We start from the raw sequence: 17,720 nt of genomic DNA on the forward strand, positions 1-17,720 counted from the left end.
GATTATCCTTATCTAAATATATGTAATCTGAATGTAGCGGGCTACATCGTACTTAGCTCATAATAATGGTTTGTGAAAAGGGATTGGAAGCCAATGCGTGTGTAAAGATTAAGGCCAGCTGTGGATGCTTCTAAAAAGCATGTTTGAACTTTTAAATCCAAAGCTTTTTTCAAGGCATAAACCATCATTGCGCTGGCACAGCCGCGTTTTTGAAAGCTCGGTATCGTAGCTAAGTCATCGATGCGGGCAAGATTGTCTTTTACGGTTAAGGTTACCGATACAACTGCTTCTCCTGCAAAAAAACCTGAAAAATGATACATGTCATTCGATTTTTTCAATGCCTCATCATGTCTTAAGGTATAAACATGGGTAATTTCCGGTGTTGATTGAAACCCATGAATAAGGGGGATACTCCAGGTAGGTAAATCCTCATTCATTTCCCTAAATTCAAGCGGGTTATCCGGAATGTTTAGCGAATTCGCCATAAGATTGAACGCCATACCTACGCCCGTATCAGTTAATTCATAATCTTGGGGTAATTGATTATCGTGTTCTGAAAAAATTGGTGTATCTTCTGCAACAATAATTGCCCATGGTAAATTCTTTTGCGCAAAGTATGATCTGCACTTTGCGAGATCATGTAAAAATTCCTTATCTGTATCTGTCTTGATAGCAAAAGCAGGGTTCAAACCCGTCGCAAGCACTCCAGTTTCAAAAGCAGTTATTGTTTGATAATCAAGGCAATTCAAACTTATAAGAGAGAAAAAGCATCTTTCCATCTCATGAAAATCATGAATCAGTTTTTGCATTAAAATAAATCCAATAAGTAATTTTTTATTGCATTATAACAAACTCATGAGAGGATGATGTATTGAAAAAGGAGGAAATCTTATTTAAGTAGAATGCTAAAACGAAGCACAGCGAAAGAGCGTCCAGTATATGGGTAATCCTTCGCTATAATTCTTAGTTTACTAAAGTTCATTCATTCAGGATTGTTTGCCTCTGATAAGGAGAACTGGCATCGGTGCATTACGGATAACCCCTTCTGCAACACTACCAAGTAATAAATGCTGATAGCCTCGCCTACCATGCGTTCCTACGACAATCAAATCGGCTGGCCAATTTTTTGCTGCGTCAATGATTTTCTCGGACACTTTTTCTTTAGAAGGATTTATTTCAAGTAAATGTGCTTCACAATCTGCATGGTCTTCGCGTGCAATGGTTAGCATCTTGTCCAGAAATTTTTGACCATATTCTTTGAATGAAGCTTCCAACTTCTCATAATCAACACCGGTTCCAACATAAGGAGCATAAAATTCGTTTGCTATATGTACGATGCGTAATTTTGCCTGATGCACTTTGCTCAGCTTAATGGCTTCATGGAAGGCTTGCATTGATGTAGTACTGTCATCAATTGCAACTAAGATATTATGATACATTATTATTTCCTTATGAAAGTAAATTGATTCCAGTGGTAAAGGCATTTAAATCAAAAGGCCTATATTCCGCTCTTAATACGGAATACAGCTCCGGTCTTCATGCACGATTGACTGGATGCCCTGCATAAAGCGCGGCAAGTAGGCCCAAAGAGCGGTTTTTATGTTCAAAAATTAGATGCCTTTACCCTTACATTCTGGAATATCTTACCTATAATCTAGAATGAAACCTAGGGCTATTGCCAATCCGCTTGCGTTTCTATGCTCTAAAATCACATCATTTTGATTAATCTAGCGAATTGACCGCAGACCCTATAGAATGTTTTTAATTATAAAAAATACAATGAATTATTTTTTGTGTATAAAAATTGCATGAGGCAAAGAATGACTACGAATAATGAAATTCTGTTTACTCCATTTAATTTGCGAGGTTCAACTTTAAAAAATCGCATCGTGATGGCTCCACTAACGCGGAATCGTTCCATTCATGGAATGGATGCTCCTTCAGAACTTAATGCGGAATATTATGCGCAACGAGCAGATGCAGGTTTAATCATCGCCGAGGCGACACAAATTTCACCGACTGCAAAAGGATATGCTTGGACCCCAGGAATTTATTCCTTAGAACAAATAGCCGGATGGAAATTAGTAACAAACGCAGTCCATGCAAAGGGCGGGGTTATTTATCTGCAACTTTGGCATGTAGGACGAATTTCACATCCTTCTCTGCAGCCAGGAGGTATTGCTCCCGTAGCCCCTTCTGCTATTGCGGCAACAGGGCAGCGCACATTTATTGAAAATGGGACTTTTGTCGAAGTTGGAAATCCGCGTGCCTTAAAGCTTAGTGAAATTCCAAGTATTATTGAAGATTATCGAATAGCTGCAAGAAATGCCATTTTAGCCGGATTTGATGGTGTTGAAATTCATGCAGCCAATGGATATCTTATTCATCAATTTCTGTGTGATGGAACAAATCATCGCACCGATCAATACGGTGGTTCGATTGCTAATCGGTTGCGTTTTGCACTTGAGGTGACCAGTGCTATTGTATCTGAAATTGGTGCAAATCGAACGGGAATTCGTCTTGCTCCAGTAAGTCATGCCAATGGAGTTTCAGATACTTCGCCTGCTGCTGTTTTTTTCCCGCTTGTACGGGAATTGAGCCGATTCGATCTGGCTTATATTCATGTCATAGAAGGAGAAACGCAAGGACCAAGAGAGAATTATGGTCTTGATTTCTCCGCGTTACGAAAAGAATTTAACGGACCTTGGATGGTAAATAATGGTTATACATTAGAAATGGCAACCGAAGCGGTCAGCAGTGGTTATGCAGATCTCGTAGCTTTTGGGCGATATTATATTTCCAATCCGGATCTGGTTAGGCGATTTAAAAAAAATGCTCCATTGGATGAATTAGATCGTGCGACTCTATATGGTGGTGGTACAAAAGGTTACACTGATTATCCTCGAATGAATGAAGACAAATAAGATGATGCACAAACAATTATTACTGGTTCTTTTTCTTTTTATTTTACTGGTTACTCTAGCGTATTTTTTTCAACGCCATTTCATTTATTTCCCATCCGCTGAAAAACCGGATTTGAGTAACTTTCAAGCCGAAGACATGCACATCATCAAGATACCTGTTGCTGATGGGTTGCTTTTAAGTTCTTGGTATAAACCCGCAGTGGATAATAAGCCGACGATCCTCTATCTACATGGAAATGCGGGGCATATTGGTTATCGTATGAATTTGGCTCGCCAGTTCCTTTCACAAGGGTTTGGCGTGTTATTACTTGAGTATCGTGGATATGGGGGAAATCCAGGAAAGCCAACCGAATCAGGATTGTATCAGGATGCTCGAGCGGCAATGAAGTTTTTACAACAACAGGGCATTCAGGCAAATAATATTGTGCTTTATGGAGAGTCATTAGGAACTGGGATAGCGACACAAATGGCAACAGAATTTCCTGTTTGCTCTTTAGTTTTGCAATCCCCTTATACTTCATTAACCGCTATGGCTCGATTTCATTATTCCTGGGTGCTCATGCCTGTAATTGATAAGTATGATTCTTTATCGCGTATTCAAAACATTCATGTTCCCGTCTTAATGTTGCACGGAAAATTGGATGAGGTTGTACCTTACGATCAGGGTTTAGCCCTTTTCAATCAGGCAAACCAGCCAAAAAAATGGATTGAATTTGCTGATAGAGGGCATCATAACTTATGGGATGAACATTTTGCTCAAATCGTTATTCATTTTATTAATACGTATTGTGTCCCTAGCATGCAAAACGCTGCAAAACGTTAATTTGGGTAACTTTTTTTGATCCAATAGATCTTGCGGTAGGAAAAAAAAGTAACATAGAATGCATTATGTTTCTTGTTAAGGGGTTATGGATGACCTATTTGAAGCCTATTGTAGCTTCCCTCAGTCTATCGTTGGCTCAGGGATTGGTTTTAGCAAAACCAAATACTGAAACTCGGATATGCGATGCAAGCATGCATAATCCTTGTATTGTGCAGGATACTGAGTATTCTTTTTCTCCATTAAAGCTATTGCGTCATGCCTCTATGATTGCCGATGCCTACCAAGGGAATACAGCAGGCATTAAAGAGCTGGCCATTTCTGGTAGTGAAGAACCAAGTGAAAAGGGATGGAAAGATATCTCTGATTATATTTCCAGGCATAAGAATTCAAGGAATCAACCTGTTTTGGTATTGGACTTGCGTCAGGAGAGCCATGGTTATCTTAATGGTAAAGCGATTACGTTAGTGAGTGAATATGATTGGATAAATAAAGGGAAAAGCAATAGCCAAAGTCTTAGCGATCAGGAAGATTGGCTTAAATCATTAAGAGTTCAGAACAAGATAAGAGGAATTTTATCCTCACAACAGTTTGCCGCTAAGGAATATTCCAATGGTAAAACCATCCCTGTTAAAGTAGTAAAAAATGAAAAAGATTTAGTTTCTAGATTAGGTTTTGAATATCATCGGCTCTATGTGACCGATCATGCTGCACCCTCTGATTCAGAAGTTGATGCGTTTTTGACCCTAATTAAAAAAGCACCTAAAGATACGTGGTTTCATATCCATTGCCGGGGAGGAAAAGGCAGGACAACAAGCTTTTTTGTAATGTACGACATGTTAAAAAATGCAGATAAAGTCAGTTTTGAAGAAATTGTTGCGCGACATGCCTCAATACCGCCCTATTATAATTTGTTTGAAGTGAATCGAGCTGATCCTTTCCTTACCCCTTATTATGAACAGAGGATTCATTTTCTTTCACATTTTTATCAGTTTGCTCAGCAGCTTTTGAAAGGGTATCAAGGGACATGGAGTCAATGGAACAAGAGCAATCCAGCGGATTTTGATAAGGCTTAATTTTCTTTTACCCCTTAAAGAAAGAGCTACTTTGACCCAATAGTTTATAGTTGGAGTTGAACTATTAAAAATGGTTGACTCTATACCTGAGAGGATAATATTGAACAAAAATACTGGAATAAAACTTAGTCGCAAATTGATAAGATATGGTATTTTTCTCTTTTTGTTAGGATTACTCACCGGCTTTACATTACCTCTAATGCATAATCCTAGAATGGGTCTCTCCAGCCATCTTGAAGGGATCCTCAATGGTATGTTCTTAGTTCTATTAGGATTAATATGGCCTCAATTACATTTATCACAACGTACATTGAATTGGGGTTTCGTTCTTTCTCTATTTGGAACCTATACCAATTGGGCAACCACTTTGTTCGCAGGGATTTGGGGCATCGGCGCAGACATGATGCCAATTGCCGGAGGGGATTTTCATGGGGTTGGCTGGCAAGAAATACTGATCAAATCCGGATTAATTTCTTTGTCATTTGCAATGGTTATTGTCTGTGGCATGTTACTTTGGGGACTGAGGGGCAGATTTACCTGAGGGATCGTCAGTTTTTCATTTTAAATTTCTCTACCTACCGCATAAATTACTCTATACCGCATAAATTTCTCTACGTACCGCGCTTTATGCGCGGTATCCAGAACGATATTTTAAGATGCCGCGGAGCATTTCTATAGCAACATCCCCTGGATACCGCGCATAAAGCGCGGTAGGTAGGCGAAAAAATTAAGGGAGGTACGTAGGCGAAAAAATTAAGGGGGGTATGTAGGCGAAAAAATTAGTGGAGTTTTCTTATCAAAAAACTGACGATACCTCAGGTCAGATTTACTATGGCGAGAATTAATCCGATCTAATACCGATAGGTTTGTGGATATTGTATCACTTGGTAAATGAAATAATTCACTTGCAGGGGGGATTTGGGGATTAAATCAATCAACATCATATCCATATGAATTCTTTAAAGATTTTTTTTTGGAGTGATAGTTGTATACCATTTTTCTCCAAGAATAATTTGTTCCCACCAGGCAGACATATTTTCCTCATTCATTTCGTGCCATTCAACAGGATGTAATACCAAAGCATCAGCCATTCGTTTTGATAAATCATACATGGCAAGACGTTTAGGAAGGGAATCTTTTTCCCATGTTGCAATTGCTTGCTGAAAATCATCGCATTTCATGAGATGTTCACTAAGACTTAGCGCATCCTGAATGGCTAAAGAAGCACCGTTTCCTACATGAGGGCGTAATACTGCACTTGCATCACCCAATAAGAGAGCTCCCGGAACTGCAAGACGATTGACACAAACATCAACAATTTTCTGCATGAAAGGAGATGGCGTATCAAGAATTATTTGTGCCGCGACCTCAGGTAATTGATTACGAGCTAATTGGTGTAGATGTTCTTTTGCTTTTGCAGAAAAGTCGATTAAAGAGGTTGACCCTAAATTCTCAAGATTTTCACTCGCCATTTTTTCATAAAAAACCCAGTTTAACTTATTCGTTTGATGATGATATACCGGATAAGTTAATAAATGTCCTTGGTTATAGCAGTAATAAAGCCCCTGATCATTGAAAAGAGTTTTATTTTTTATCCTCTCCAATTCCAGTGTTCCACGCCATGCAACATAACCCGAATATTCCGGCTGCACATTGGATATCAGTTTTCTTCCCAGTGAATGAACGCCATCAGCAAAAACAATGAGATCAAAGTACAGTACTTCCCCCGACTCTAAAGTGACTTGAGCTGGGCCTTTATCATGGAGTTGCACATCAATGACTTTTACTCCATGATGATATATCGAGTTGGGTAATCTTTTTCTTAAGTTAGTGAATAAAGTATCCCAGTGGAGGCTTGCCATGGAAATTCCCTGTTTCCATAAAAATTTTCCATAAACCGGCTCATTGTCCGCTTGGCAATAAAAACTGCGAGTGGTGAATGTATGAGCTAATGTATCTGGGTCAATAATATTTTGGGCGATTAAGGTGTTGAGTAATTCAATAGAGAGGGTAATACCCGCCCCACGTGATTTTAAATCAGGTTCTCGCTCAAAAACAGTGACCGGAAACTGGTCTTTCAATAATAAGGCTAAGGTACAACCTGCTATAGAACCTCCAATAATGGCGATTTTCAATGTAATTCCTTCCAGGAAATTGAATGAATACGATGGATTATATAAAGTAACAAAACAAAATCAATAAAGACCAATTAAACGCACAGGGGCTTCGGTTAAATCAGCGATTTTCATAGGTAAAATCATGCTGAAGGCATCTACTGCAGGTAATTTTGTTGCATTAAAAACATTTTCAACAATATATTTGTTGTTTTCGAGCATCAGCTGGTGAACGATATAGTCATTTTCTGGCCTATCCGGAGACAAGGTATCAATCCCGATACCTGCGCAATTTCGTTCCAGAATTAAGTGTGCGGCTTCTTCACTAATACAGGGAAAAACCAAATTATTCCTATATTGCTGGGTATCATGCCAATGCTTTTCCCAGCCAGTATAAAAAATTACAAATGAATGTTCGGCAATTGTTCGATATTTTTTCTCGAAATCCAGGATATCTTTCCCGGTGATACTGTAGCGCTCATGAGACTGATGACTTACATCAATCACCACACATTGGGTAATTAAATGATGGTCGATAAGATCGAGCTCGGCGACGTGAAGCCCGTTTTTAATGCAATGGGCTGGAGCGTCAATATGGGTGCCAATTCCTGCTGGCATGCTCATTTCTTGCACTTTAAATTGTACTGCAGTAGAACATTCGTCATAATTTAGGATTGTTTTATGACTAAAGCCGCAGCCTATATCCCAAGAGGGACTTTCTGGCGAAAGTGTATGGGTCATGTCAACGATCTTAAATGGAAAGGTCATTGGATTTCTCAAAAAAACGATACGTTCTTACGTTTTGCCATAGTTTTGCGAAAAGGAAAATAGATTTTTGTTTATTTCTGCGCGGGTAACCCAGTTACGTGCAAATTGAATCCGATACACATCCCCGAAGAATCAGTCCAACTCTATTTCGACGTCCCCCGGCTTACGAGGGGCGTGGCTAAAGATAGTTACACGCAACCGGAATAAAGGTATTTTTAATTCAAGTTCCAATCAGCAACCGGTGTTTCTGAATATTGATTTTTAATATACTGTTCCAGCATATAATTAAAATCATTTTTATGTTTTGCAAGATGATTCTTTTGCCAGATACTTCCATTTTGATTTTTATAAAGCCTGGTTTTAATGATATCTAAATAAAAATGAGCATCAACAGAGCTTATTCCTAAATCTTCAAGTCCTTTTAAAGCCAGGGGTAATAAGTTTTTTAAAAGGGTTCTGGCCTTAATCTTACCTGTATTCCAATTTAATCTCGCCTCTAATCCATAACGGGCTGACGCATAAAAATTTTTTAAAGTAGATTCATGAGTTATTAAAGAGGTCAAAGAAGGTGATGTGTTTGCATAATAATAAGTGATGCCATAAAAAAACGCAGCATTTGCTATCATATCGATTACAGTTGGGCCTGTAGATAATGCCCGGTGTTCTATTCTCAGATAAGGTTCATTCTGTTTATTAAAATCTAAAATAGGTCTGTTCCACCGAAAAATACAACTATTTTGACATCGGACATGGAACATATTATCAATGGGTTCTTCATAAGCTGCTAAAGGCAAGAGATAAGGAAAATTGTTTAAATTATTTTCAAAAATAGGAAATAGAGTTTCTTGCATATAACTAGGTTCAAAAAAAACGGTTTTTTGCAATGGATAAGGAAATGTATAAAGTTGTTCAAAAATACCAATTCGTGTCTCGCTCCATAAATTTTTCCCACAAAAGTAAGGCGAATTACTGCTCAGGGCTAATAAGGGAGCGGATAATATTTGAATAATATTAAAATAATGAACTAATTGATCTTGGGGAACTTCGATATGAAGTTGCAAAGCACATATTAAACCTTCTATAGCTAAAGATTCTGGAGATAACTGGAGCTGTTCATTTCCTTTGATATGAATAAATAAAGGCTCTTCTTTGCGATATTTGGTTACAAACTCATTCATTAAAAGAAAAGCATTCTTAGGCGTAATATAGGAAGATCGAAAAAGTGCAGGGTTTGTTTGCGGTATTGAACCTATGAGCGCCAAGTGATGCTGGGTATTAAGCGCGACTTCACAACATTTATTCCATGTAGTTAAAATATTTTGATGCAGTAGAGATAAAAAATTATCTCTTAAGTGAAAAACTGGAGTGTTAATTTCCAGTTGAGTACCTCCTGCTTCTCTTACCAGGTCTTGATTTTTTAATTTTTTAGTAAAAAGAATATTATGAGGCGTTAATTGATATTCTTTATCCAAGATAAGAAATTCAATTTCTGCGCCTGCATTCATCCGTTCAGATTTAAAATAATTTTTTGTAAACCATTGTTCTAAAAGCTGGGTTTCAGCAATTAAATTTTTTTCAAATAATTCACAATCAATTTTATAGTTTTCAATTTTTTTAATGCGCATTGCATAGTCCTTAGTATTTACAACTAAAGCTTTTGTAATGAAATACTTAAATTTGCTTCAACCATGAAACAATGGTTCGCCGGAATAATTTGCCATCTAAATCCATTATTGGTTGATAACTTTTCAGAAGCAATGATGATGTATTTGTAAATGGTTTCATTTGTTGTTTTTTGTACAGGATCTTCTCCTACGGAGAAGTACATCGTTTCAGGTTTAATGCATGGAGAAGTACATGAACGAAACGCAACGATCCTTTTTCCATCTGTAATGCAAATATTAAAATAGGATACTCCTTTTTCATGATATTTTTTTACTAATTCGTTAATTATGTTCAATGTTTTTAGCAAAGTATCGTATATATCATAAGCATTTTTTATTTTTACATTTTTTGCTAATTGCAAAAATAATGCAAAAATCAATTCTGAATCGGTATTGCCTTTAATCCAATTATAAATATCATTGTCCAATAAATTATGAATTTGACGTTTAATTTTTTCAAAGTAGGGTATCCACCCATTATGCATAAATAACCATTTTTTATATATAAAAGGATGGCAATTAAATTGAGAGATCCCTCCTGTACTTGCTGCACGTATATGGCCAAAAAACAAATGCGACTGGGTCTTTTTTGCCAAATAGGTTAAATTTTGATCGTTCCATGCAGGGTAAAGCGATGTGAATAAAGCCGGTGCTCTAGAGAATGAAGTATACCACCCTAATCCAAACCCATCACCATTAGTCAAAGTACGTGATTCACGGGCAAGGAGGCTTTGTTTTATAAGCGAATTATTCGGCTTTATTAAAAGATCCGCTAATAAAATATTTTCTTTTCCTATATAAGCTACGAATCGACACATAATTTGTCCTTATCGAGGCTTAAAACGATGCAATCATTGTAATTTTAGGCGGGGAAAAATGAGATGTCCAAAATAAACATTCAAATAATTGCTTTTCTGCTTATTTCTACTCATGTCATCCAGATTGTAGTAGTGTTATTCGGTTTTTCCGTTGCTTTTTTAAAATCACTTCCTAAATCCAGGCACTGTATAGGATGTTGTGTAGTATAATTAATAACAATGAGCGGCCATGGACCTAGGCAGCAAGATGGAAAAAAATAAATGGGAGTTTTGGATCGATCGAGGCGGCACGTTCACCGATGTTGTCGCGTGCAGTCCTGAAGGGCGTGTAAGTAGCCATAAATTACTTTCTGAAAATCCTGAACGCTATCCAGATGCGGCCGTTCAGGGAATTCAAGACATCCTCAAATGCACTTCTATTCCAGCGGATGACATTGCATTCATTAAAATGGGAACAACAGTAGCAACGAATACCTTACTTGAGCGAAAAGGAGCGCAAGTCCTGTTAGCGATTACTCAAGGCTATGCTGATGCATTGCGGATTGGGTATCAAAATCGCCCCGAACTTTTTGCACTCAATATTAGATTACCTACCTTACTTTATGAAGAAGTGATTGAAATTAAGGAGCGAATTGATGCAAAAGGCACAGTCTTACAGCCCTTAGATGTAGCAGCGTCGCGAAAAAAAATGGAACAAGCTTTTGCTCAAGGATATCGCACGCTTGCTATCGTATTGATGCATGCCTATCACTTTAATCAGCATGAAAAAAAATTAAGGGAAATTGCCGAGGCAATAGGATTCACCCAAATTTCGGTGAGTCATGAAGTCGCACCCGTAATGAAAGTGGTAAGTCGTGGCGAGACTACTGTTGTTGATGCTTATCTTTCTCCAGTATTACAACACTACATTCAAAGCCTGCAAAATAAGTTAGGAAAAATCCCATTGTTTTTTATGCAATCCAATGGGGGGTTAGTGAATGCAAAACTTTTTCGGGGTAAAGACAGTCTTTTTTCAGGTCCAGCCGGAGGAGTGATTGGTATGATTAAAACCAGCCAATTTGCTGGTTTTAATCGGGTTATTGGCTTTGACATGGGGGGAACATCAACTGATGTTTCTCATTTCGCAGGCGAATATGAGCGCAGCTACGATTATGAGTTCAGTGGTGTACATATCCGAACGCCAATGATGCTGATCCATACTATAGCAGCCGGGGGAGGGTCAATTCTTAATTTTGATGGCCAACGTTATACTGTAGGACCTCAGTCAGCAGGAGCAAATCCAGGGCCTGCCTGTTATCGTCGGGGTGGTCCGCTCACTATAACTGATTGCAACGTGTTGCTTGGTAAAATACAACCTCAATTTTTCCCTAAAATCTTTGGTTCTGCAGCCAATCAAGAAATTGATGCGCTCGTAGTGAATGAGCATTTTCAGGCTTTAGCAGAAAAAATTCAAAAAGAAACGGGAAGGAAAAAAACAGTTGAAGAAGTTGCAGAAGGTTATCTCAACATCGCAGTGGAGAATATGGCGAATGCGATAAAAAAAATTTCCATACAACGTGGTTATGATGTGCGGCAGTATGTATTAAATTGTTTTGGTGGGGCTGCAGGACAGCACGCATGCATGGTTGCTGATAACTTAGGAATCAAAAAGATATTAATTCATCCCCTGGCAGGTGTGCTTTCTGCTTACGGAATGGGATTGGCAGAAATCAGCGTCATGCATGAACAAGCAATTGAAAGAGCATTGCAGCGCGGTATTCTTTCTTTTTTGCGCTCAAATTTTAAAAAAATAGAGCAAAAGGCACATAGGGCATTAAAATCCCAGGGATTAACCAATAAAGCTGTGGCATGCAAACGGCAAGTGCACTTACGTTATGAAGGCTCAGATACTACATTACTCGTTGCATTTGGAACCATTAAATCCATGCGGCAGAGATTTATAGAGCAACATCGTAAAACTTTTGGATTTGCCTCATCCAGAAAAAAACTGATTGCTGAAGCAATTTCTCTGGAATGTGCCGTTCCTAGTAAAACCTCTATTGAATTGACTGAAGAACCATTTAAGCACCGTCCTGAAAATAAAATTCCACAACGTGAAACCGTTAAAATTTTTACTCAGAATTCTTACCATAAAGCTTCCGTATATGATCGAGGTGAATTAATTCCTGGGGATTGCATTAAAGGTTGCGCCGTCATTATCGAGGCTAATGCGACCACCATTGTGGAACCAGGCTGGCAGGCTGAAGTGACTGTACAAAAATACTTATTATTAACACGATATCAAACCCCGGCTGCTAAAGAAGTAACGACTCAAATTGATCCTGCCCTATTAGAGATATTTAATAATCGCTTCATGAGTATCGCGGAGCAAATGGGCGAGGTTTTACGTAAAACAGCAAGTTCGGTTAATATCAAAGAACGACTCGATTTTTCTTGCGCTATTTTTGATGAGGAAGGCGAGCTCGTTGCCAATGCGCCTCATATTCCGGTACATCTAGGCTCAATGAGCGAGAGCGTTAAATCCATTTTAAAGGACAATCCGCGGATTCATCCTCATGATGTATATGTCTTGAATGCCCCCTACAATGGCGGGACCCATTTACCGGACATCACTTTGATCACTCCTGTTTTTGATAAACAAGGAAGTAATTTGTTATTTCTAGTTGGTTCACGCGGGCATCATGCAGATATTGGCGGGATTACTCCTGGATCGATTCCTGCGGAAAGCAAAATTGTCGAGGAAGAAGGGGTACTGATCAATAATTTTAAAATCATGGATCAAGGCCGTTTTTTAGAAAAGGCCACATTAAATCTGCTCACCAAAGCAAAATATCCAGCGCGTAACCCTCATCAAAATTTAGAGGATTTTAAGGCTCAAATTGCAGCAAATGCCTCGGGTGTACAGAGTTTATTGGATTTAATTGCGCAGTTCGGTTTGAACGTAGTGCATGCTTATATGAAATACGTACGTGATAATGCGACTTCATCAGTAGAGCGTTTATTAGGTAAGCTGGGTAATGGTCATTTTACTTATGCATTAGATGATGGCAGCCCAATTAAGGTCGCATTGAGTATTAATAAACAAACAAAACGGATGCATATTGATTTTACCGGAAGTTGCAATCAACATCCGGGCAACTTTAATGCACCCACAGCAATTTGTAAGGCTGCTGTTTTATATGTTCTACGCTGCCTGATTGCTGAAAATATTCCGTTAAATAGTGGTTGTTTTGTGCCGATTGAACTCGTTATTCCTGAAAAAAGTATTTTAAATCCAAGTTATCCTGCTGCGGTTGTTGCAGGTAACGTTGAAACTTCCCAATGCATTGTTGATACCTTGTTTGGTGCATTAGGAGTAGTCGCTGCATCCCAAGGAACGTGTAATAATTTTACTTTTGGCAATAAAAAATATCAATATTATGAAACGATTTGTGGCGGGGCTGGAGCTGGACCTGATTTTGATGGAGCTTCTGCAGTCCATACTCATATGACGAATACGTATCTTACCGATCCAGAAACTCTAGAGTTGCGTTTCCCAATTCTGCTCGAGCAATTTTCCATTCGCACAGGAAGCGGGGGGGGCGGTTTACATTGTGGTGGGGACGGTGTTGTTCGACGAATTCGTTTTTTAGAGAAGATGATTGCAAATATTATTTCCAGTCATCGTGTCATTCCTCCCTATGGGGTGCAAGGAGGGGCTTCGGGTAAACCTGGACACAATTGGGTTCAACGTGCAAATGGTCATGTAGAAGAATTAGGGAGTTGTGCAGGTATAGAAATGCATCCAGGTGATGTTTTCGTTATTGAAACGCCTGGAGGCGGGGGATTTGGTAAACGATAACCCCAGCTGCAAAAAAATGCCTTCAAAAACCATGTACACTGTAATGGTACTCATTTCGACGTTCCGCGGCTTGTTCGCGGAATCCAGGCGATCTATTCTGCCGGATCCTGGATCCCCCGGAAAAGCCGCGGACGTGGATGAAAAGGATTTTAAAGGATTTTACTCGTTAACTTAGTACTATTAGTATATACCGCGCGCTTTCCAATATTTTTTCTTCGATCATGTCTCTTTACAGTTTGGCGCGAATTCTATTAAAAATGTGCCACAAAGCGCAGTACTCCATTTGTACCTTGGGCGCGATTTCGGGCACCTTGTTCAGAGTACACATTTAAAAAAATAAAGTGGTTTTTGCTAAGACTATAGACCATCCCTGGACCAATTGCCCAAACACGCTCCTTGCGATCGGGAACATCAATACCATTTACCAGAGTGTCGGTAATCTGATTGAAAAAATAGCCATTTAAGCCCACAGTGAGCTTCTCTATTACCGCATATCCTACTGCAATATCCCCAAAAACCGCTTGTCCTGCTTGGGTGGAATGGACATTAGGTCCAAAAGCAACGTTAGGACTATGATTGACACCATTCCATAGATAATGCAGGCGTGCCGCAGCGGATAATTTAGGCGTCATCCAAAACGTAAAAGCCCAGTAGGGATTTAACGACAAAAAATTGCTCCCGGGATTAATTGCATTGAGACTGCTGTATCGTCCTGTTGGTATAACTACATCCAGTTCAAAGCGCTGAACAAATAAAGGCCCTTTGCCGTCTTTTCGCATAATTGGATCAAATTGCAGCGCAGGCCCGACCCACCAATCTCCAGGACCATTTTCAGCTTTTAGAATCCTATTATCTAATCCGTCATCCACACGGGCATTAACTACCCAAGGCAAAAGTGTGGCAAAACCTAAATTAGCTCCGAATATTTTTTTTGTCGTTACATAGATGAACTGAGTCACATTTGCAACAACATCAAGTTCAGTACGTGGCAGAGGAAGCTTATTACCCTGGTTATCATTAAACCGATTGGAAGTGTAGTACTGAAAATAATCTTGGAAATAAAAACCTGGGCCGGAAGGAGGACTCCCATCATAAAAACTGGTATAACCCAGGTTAACAACGGGTTGATCATAAGCAAGTACTGAGGAAGCAGCCAATAAGAATGCTAAGCTAAAACAAAAATGCAGTATTACTTTCCATTGCATAAAAAGTTGTCCTTTCTAAAACCTATCTCTTTCTAGTAGTTACTTCAGAGTGATATCTTCTATTGCCTGCTGAACTGAAATGTACGGAATTAACCTGAGTTTTTCAGCGCTCCTGTTGTGCTATGGGGGATGATTATTCTTTTTTGTATATTTATTTGGCATAATTAAATCATTACTCTTCGATAATTGATGAAATTATGTCTGATTTATTGCAGAAGAACAATATATTAAAGGAGGGATTTTCCCATATGAATCAATGGGTAAAAATGAATGTTTTAGGAATTAATAAATGCATCCAATCGTTTTTATAGAAAATCCAAGTGAAGAGGATCACGGCGCCATTTGCAAGGGGATAGATCAGTACGCCGCCCAAATTGGTCTTGCAGGAACAGGTGGTTATTTTTATGCAGCGTATGACGCGCATCACAATATTATTGCTGCAATCTCGGGATTTGATAATTTTGGCCCAGCTGAAATTGGTGGCTTGTAGGTCGATGAGCGATTTCGAAATCAAGGATATGGAAAAGCACTACTTGCTAAAGCAGAAGAATGGGCGAAAAATAAGGGATGTAACATGATGACAGTTTTTACTTTAAAAGATTGGCCGGCATGTGTCTGGTACCAAAAATTGGGTTTTTCTATAGAGTATGAACGATCCGACCATGCCAATAATTCTATAGGTTGTTATTTGATAAAAAAACTAGACGTGTAGAACAATTCCAGTCTTCTTGCCCAAAATGATGTGATTTGATGTGCTGCTATGTATGCCCTATATGTAAGCATAAGTAAGTAGATTAATATTGCTCTAGTTTTATTGATATCCAAAAGTATTTGATGGAGGTAATACTATGCGTACTGCATTTATCGGTTTGGATTATATTATTGATATCATGCATCCTCAAGGTAAAATCGCGCGTTCCGCTTCACATGCACAGGAGCGAGATGTAATTAAAAAGGTAAATAAGGTTCTGGAAATTGCAAAACTAAAAAATTGGTTACCCATAATGGTTAAAGTAGGTTTTAGTGCACATTATATGGAGCAACCGAAACACTCTCCTATTTTTGGTAAAGTTCATGAATTGGGTGCACTTAAGTTAGGTTCTGAAGGAACTGAATTTCACCCGGAATTGCAAATTGGTGATAGTTTAGTCATTGTAAAACCTCGAGTTAGTGCCTTTTATGGAACGGCACTTGATGCAGCATTGCGAGCAAATCAAATTGAACGGCTTATTATCGGAGGAGTAAGCACCTCTTGGGCGGTGCAAAGCACTGCCCGAGATGCCCATGATCGTGATTATAATGTGTGTATCGTTGAAGATATTTGTGCAGCGGCGAATCAGGAGGAACATCAATTTTCCATCCAATTAATGCAAAAAATAGCACAAATTGTAACGGTAAATGAATTAAAAGGGATTTGATGCAGGTTATTTCTAAGACAATACAAACAATAAAAGATGAGATTCTGATATGGCCGTTGTTAAGAGGTATTAGTGTAGTATTGCCTTTCGCATTTCTTTATTTGAGCACCAATAATCCACGTTGGCTCCAGTCGTCCGTTTTGACTATGGCGACCCTAATTGTCGAAGAACGACTGGCGCTGACTGCATTAGGTGTGTTACTCCATGGCAGTATGATTATTGCAATGTTTTATTTGCTTTTTTTAACCCAAATAACGCCTATGCTGTATGTTGTTTCATGTTCCCTTGCGGCAACGATTGTGATCTGGGTAACAATAAAAGGAGAGAAGTTGCGTCCTTTGGGAAGTTGGACTTTTATTCCTGCCATTATTCTTGCTACGGAGTTTGCAGCTGAGACTAAGCCCGCAACAATGTTTTATCAAGCGCCTCAATTCTTACCGTATTTAGTGTTTGCATTAATTCCTACTTTATTGATTGCGCAGATTGATAAAATGAGAGCATTTTATAAAAAGCGTATCACCCATTATCATCCCTTGCGATTAGGAGGGTTAGGTGATTTCGGAGAACAAAAGCCTTATCTTGAAAGCATGATCGCTATAGCACTTGCTGTTTTTATTTCTGCATTTTTAGTTGAGTATGTGCAAATGGAAAACGGGCAATGGATGATTTGGGGGGCGGCAAGTGTTGTGACCGGTAATATAACGACAACCCCACAAAAATTACGTCAACGCGTTACTGGAGTCTCCATTGGTGTACCATTAGGTATTTTATTAGGTCAGTTCATTCCCAATACCCCTTTTGATTTGACGTTTAACGTGTGTGGTGTTTTTTTAACTTTAGTGGCTTTTCGTCGTTATGCAGTTGCATATACTTTTCGGTGCTTCTTTGTTACAACAGCTGTGATATTGGCGACTCATTCAGTGAGTATTGCTTCAGAGCGCTTTACTCACGTTATATTGGGAGGTCTCGTAGGATTCGTATGCGTTATGATCTGCCATTTTTGCTTACTTTGGACAACAAAAAATAAAATTTAAAATTGAGATGTTATTTGAATTTTTGAACGGGTTACATT

15 protein-coding genes and 1 pseudogene are annotated in these 17,720 nt (G+C 38.8%); 9 read left to right on the forward strand and 7 right to left on the reverse strand.

The features are described from left to right. Positions 1-41 precede the first annotated feature (41 nt). Both FOLKNPGA_RS04835 and FOLKNPGA_RS04840 read right to left on the reverse strand, forming a co-directional pair. Positions 42-809 (reverse strand): N-acetyltransferase, encoded by a 768-nt coding sequence (locus FOLKNPGA_RS04835; RefSeq protein ID WP_182351928.1) that lies wholly within the window; start codon positions 807-809, stop codon positions 42-44. 177 nt (positions 810-986) lie between these two features. Beyond that, positions 987-1,439 (reverse strand): universal stress protein, encoded by a 453-nt coding sequence (locus FOLKNPGA_RS04840; protein WP_182351929.1) that lies wholly within the window; start codon positions 1,437-1,439, stop codon positions 987-989. Positions 1,440-1,820: 381 nt separating this feature from the next. On the opposite strand from FOLKNPGA_RS04840, the gene FOLKNPGA_RS04845 reads away from it, so the two are divergent. The 4 genes from FOLKNPGA_RS04845 to FOLKNPGA_RS04860 all read left to right on the forward strand — a co-directional run bounded on the left by FOLKNPGA_RS04845 (position 1,821) and on the right by FOLKNPGA_RS04860 (position 5,361). Beyond that, the gene (locus tag FOLKNPGA_RS04845; RefSeq protein WP_182351930.1) at positions 1,821-2,924 is read left to right on the forward strand and encodes an alkene reductase; all 1,104 of its coding nucleotides are present in this window, start codon (positions 1,821-1,823) and stop codon (positions 2,922-2,924) included. 4 nt (positions 2,925-2,928) lie between these two features. Beyond that, positions 2,929-3,747 (forward strand): alpha/beta hydrolase, encoded by an 819-nt coding sequence (locus FOLKNPGA_RS04850; protein WP_182352761.1) that lies wholly within the window; start codon positions 2,929-2,931, stop codon positions 3,745-3,747. Between the two features lie 89 nt (positions 3,748-3,836). Continuing rightward, positions 3,837-4,820, forward strand: coding sequence for a tyrosine protein phosphatase (locus FOLKNPGA_RS04855; protein ID WP_182351931.1), 984 nt, complete (start codon positions 3,837-3,839; stop codon positions 4,818-4,820). 100 nt (positions 4,821-4,920) lie between these two features. Then, a complete protein-coding gene (locus tag FOLKNPGA_RS04860; protein ID WP_220471052.1) occupies positions 4,921-5,361 on the forward strand; it encodes a hypothetical protein in 441 nt (146 codons plus the stop codon). A 418-nt stretch (positions 5,362-5,779) separates the two neighbouring features. On the opposite strand, the gene FOLKNPGA_RS04865 is transcribed toward FOLKNPGA_RS04860, so the two are convergent. The 4 genes from FOLKNPGA_RS04865 to FOLKNPGA_RS04880 form a co-directional block, all read right to left on the reverse strand. After that, positions 5,780-6,955, reverse strand: coding sequence for an FAD-dependent monooxygenase (locus FOLKNPGA_RS04865; protein WP_182351932.1), 1,176 nt, complete (start codon positions 6,953-6,955; stop codon positions 5,780-5,782). A 60-nt stretch (positions 6,956-7,015) separates the two neighbouring features. After that, positions 7,016-7,702 carry a cyclase family protein gene (locus FOLKNPGA_RS04870; protein WP_182351933.1) on the reverse strand — a complete coding sequence of 229 codons (687 nt, stop codon included), beginning with the start codon at positions 7,700-7,702 and terminating at the stop codon, positions 7,016-7,018. A 215-nt stretch (positions 7,703-7,917) separates the two neighbouring features. Next, a complete protein-coding gene (locus FOLKNPGA_RS04875) occupies positions 7,918-9,327 on the reverse strand; it encodes a glutamate-cysteine ligase family protein (protein WP_182351934.1) in 1,410 nt (469 codons plus the stop codon). Positions 9,328-9,350: 23 nt separating this feature from the next. Further along, positions 9,351-10,184, reverse strand: a complete 834-nt coding sequence (locus FOLKNPGA_RS04880) for a class II glutamine amidotransferase (protein ID WP_182351935.1) — start codon at positions 10,182-10,184, stop codon at positions 9,351-9,353. Between the two features lie 247 nt (positions 10,185-10,431). On the opposite strand from FOLKNPGA_RS04880, the gene FOLKNPGA_RS04885 reads away from it, so the two are divergent. Further along, entirely contained in the window at positions 10,432-14,025 is a 3,594-nt protein-coding gene (locus FOLKNPGA_RS04885; RefSeq protein ID WP_182351936.1) for a hydantoinase B/oxoprolinase family protein, read from the forward strand. Between the two features lie 251 nt (positions 14,026-14,276). Here the strand turns inward: FOLKNPGA_RS04885 and FOLKNPGA_RS04890 are convergent, their stop codons facing one another. Next, positions 14,277-15,230, reverse strand: coding sequence for a transporter (locus FOLKNPGA_RS04890; protein WP_182351937.1), 954 nt, complete (start codon positions 15,228-15,230; stop codon positions 14,277-14,279). Between the two features lie 289 nt (positions 15,231-15,519). Here FOLKNPGA_RS04890 and FOLKNPGA_RS04895 point away from each other — a divergent pair, with 289 nt between their 5' ends. The 4 genes and pseudogenes from FOLKNPGA_RS04895 to FOLKNPGA_RS04910 all read left to right on the forward strand — a co-directional run bounded on the left by FOLKNPGA_RS04895 (position 15,520) and on the right by FOLKNPGA_RS04910 (position 17,682). Then, on the forward strand, positions 15,520-15,720 hold the full coding sequence (locus tag FOLKNPGA_RS04895; RefSeq protein WP_182351938.1) for a hypothetical protein: 201 nt from the start codon (positions 15,520-15,522) through the stop codon (positions 15,718-15,720). A 60-nt stretch (positions 15,721-15,780) separates the two neighbouring features. Further along, positions 15,781-15,942: pseudogene (locus FOLKNPGA_RS04900) on the forward strand (GNAT family N-acetyltransferase); the annotation flags it as partial. 136 nt (positions 15,943-16,078) lie between these two features. Then, positions 16,079-16,648 carry a cysteine hydrolase family protein gene (locus FOLKNPGA_RS04905; RefSeq protein WP_182351939.1) on the forward strand — a complete coding sequence of 190 codons (570 nt, stop codon included), beginning with the start codon at positions 16,079-16,081 and terminating at the stop codon, positions 16,646-16,648. Beyond that, the gene (locus FOLKNPGA_RS04910) at positions 16,648-17,682 is read left to right on the forward strand and encodes an FUSC family protein (protein WP_182351940.1); all 1,035 of its coding nucleotides are present in this window, start codon (positions 16,648-16,650) and stop codon (positions 17,680-17,682) included. The genes FOLKNPGA_RS04905 and FOLKNPGA_RS04910 overlap by 1 nt, the downstream gene beginning before the upstream one ends. Positions 17,683-17,720 lie beyond the last annotated feature (38 nt).

Origin of the sequence: Legionella sp. PC1000, assembly GCF_014109805.1 — a bacterium.
Taxonomy (GTDB): Bacteria; Pseudomonadota; Gammaproteobacteria; order Legionellales; family Legionellaceae; genus Legionella; species Legionella resiliens.

Excerpts from the sequence above, each read along its gene's own strand:
- FOLKNPGA_RS04840 (WP_182351929.1), bottom strand. The coding sequence starts at position 1,439 with ATGTATCATAATATCTTAGTTGCAATTGATGACAGTACTACATCAATG.
- FOLKNPGA_RS04870 (WP_182351933.1), bottom strand. The coding sequence starts at position 7,702 with ATGACCTTTCCATTTAAGATCGTTGACATGACCCATACACTTTCGCCA.
- FOLKNPGA_RS04880 (WP_182351935.1), bottom strand. The coding sequence starts at position 10,184 with ATGTGTCGATTCGTAGCTTATATAGGAAAAGAAAATATTTTATTAGCG.
- FOLKNPGA_RS04905 (WP_182351939.1), top strand. The coding sequence starts at position 16,079 with ATGCGTACTGCATTTATCGGTTTGGATTATATTATTGATATCATGCAT.
- FOLKNPGA_RS04875 (WP_182351934.1), bottom strand. The coding sequence starts at position 9,327 with ATGCGCATTAAAAAAATTGAAAACTATAAAATTGATTGTGAATTATTT.
- FOLKNPGA_RS04885 (WP_182351936.1), top strand. The coding sequence starts at position 10,432 with ATGGAAAAAAATAAATGGGAGTTTTGGATCGATCGAGGCGGCACGTTC.
- FOLKNPGA_RS04845 (WP_182351930.1), top strand. The coding sequence starts at position 1,821 with ATGACTACGAATAATGAAATTCTGTTTACTCCATTTAATTTGCGAGGT.
- FOLKNPGA_RS04890 (WP_182351937.1), bottom strand. The coding sequence starts at position 15,230 with ATGCAATGGAAAGTAATACTGCATTTTTGTTTTAGCTTAGCATTCTTA.
- FOLKNPGA_RS04835 (WP_182351928.1), bottom strand. The coding sequence starts at position 809 with ATGCAAAAACTGATTCATGATTTTCATGAGATGGAAAGATGCTTTTTC.
- FOLKNPGA_RS04895 (WP_182351938.1), top strand. The coding sequence starts at position 15,520 with ATGCATCCAATCGTTTTTATAGAAAATCCAAGTGAAGAGGATCACGGC.
- FOLKNPGA_RS04910 (WP_182351940.1), top strand. The coding sequence starts at position 16,648 with ATGCAGGTTATTTCTAAGACAATACAAACAATAAAAGATGAGATTCTG.
- FOLKNPGA_RS04850 (WP_182352761.1), top strand. The coding sequence starts at position 2,929 with ATGCACAAACAATTATTACTGGTTCTTTTTCTTTTTATTTTACTGGTT.
- FOLKNPGA_RS04855 (WP_182351931.1), top strand. The coding sequence starts at position 3,837 with ATGACCTATTTGAAGCCTATTGTAGCTTCCCTCAGTCTATCGTTGGCT.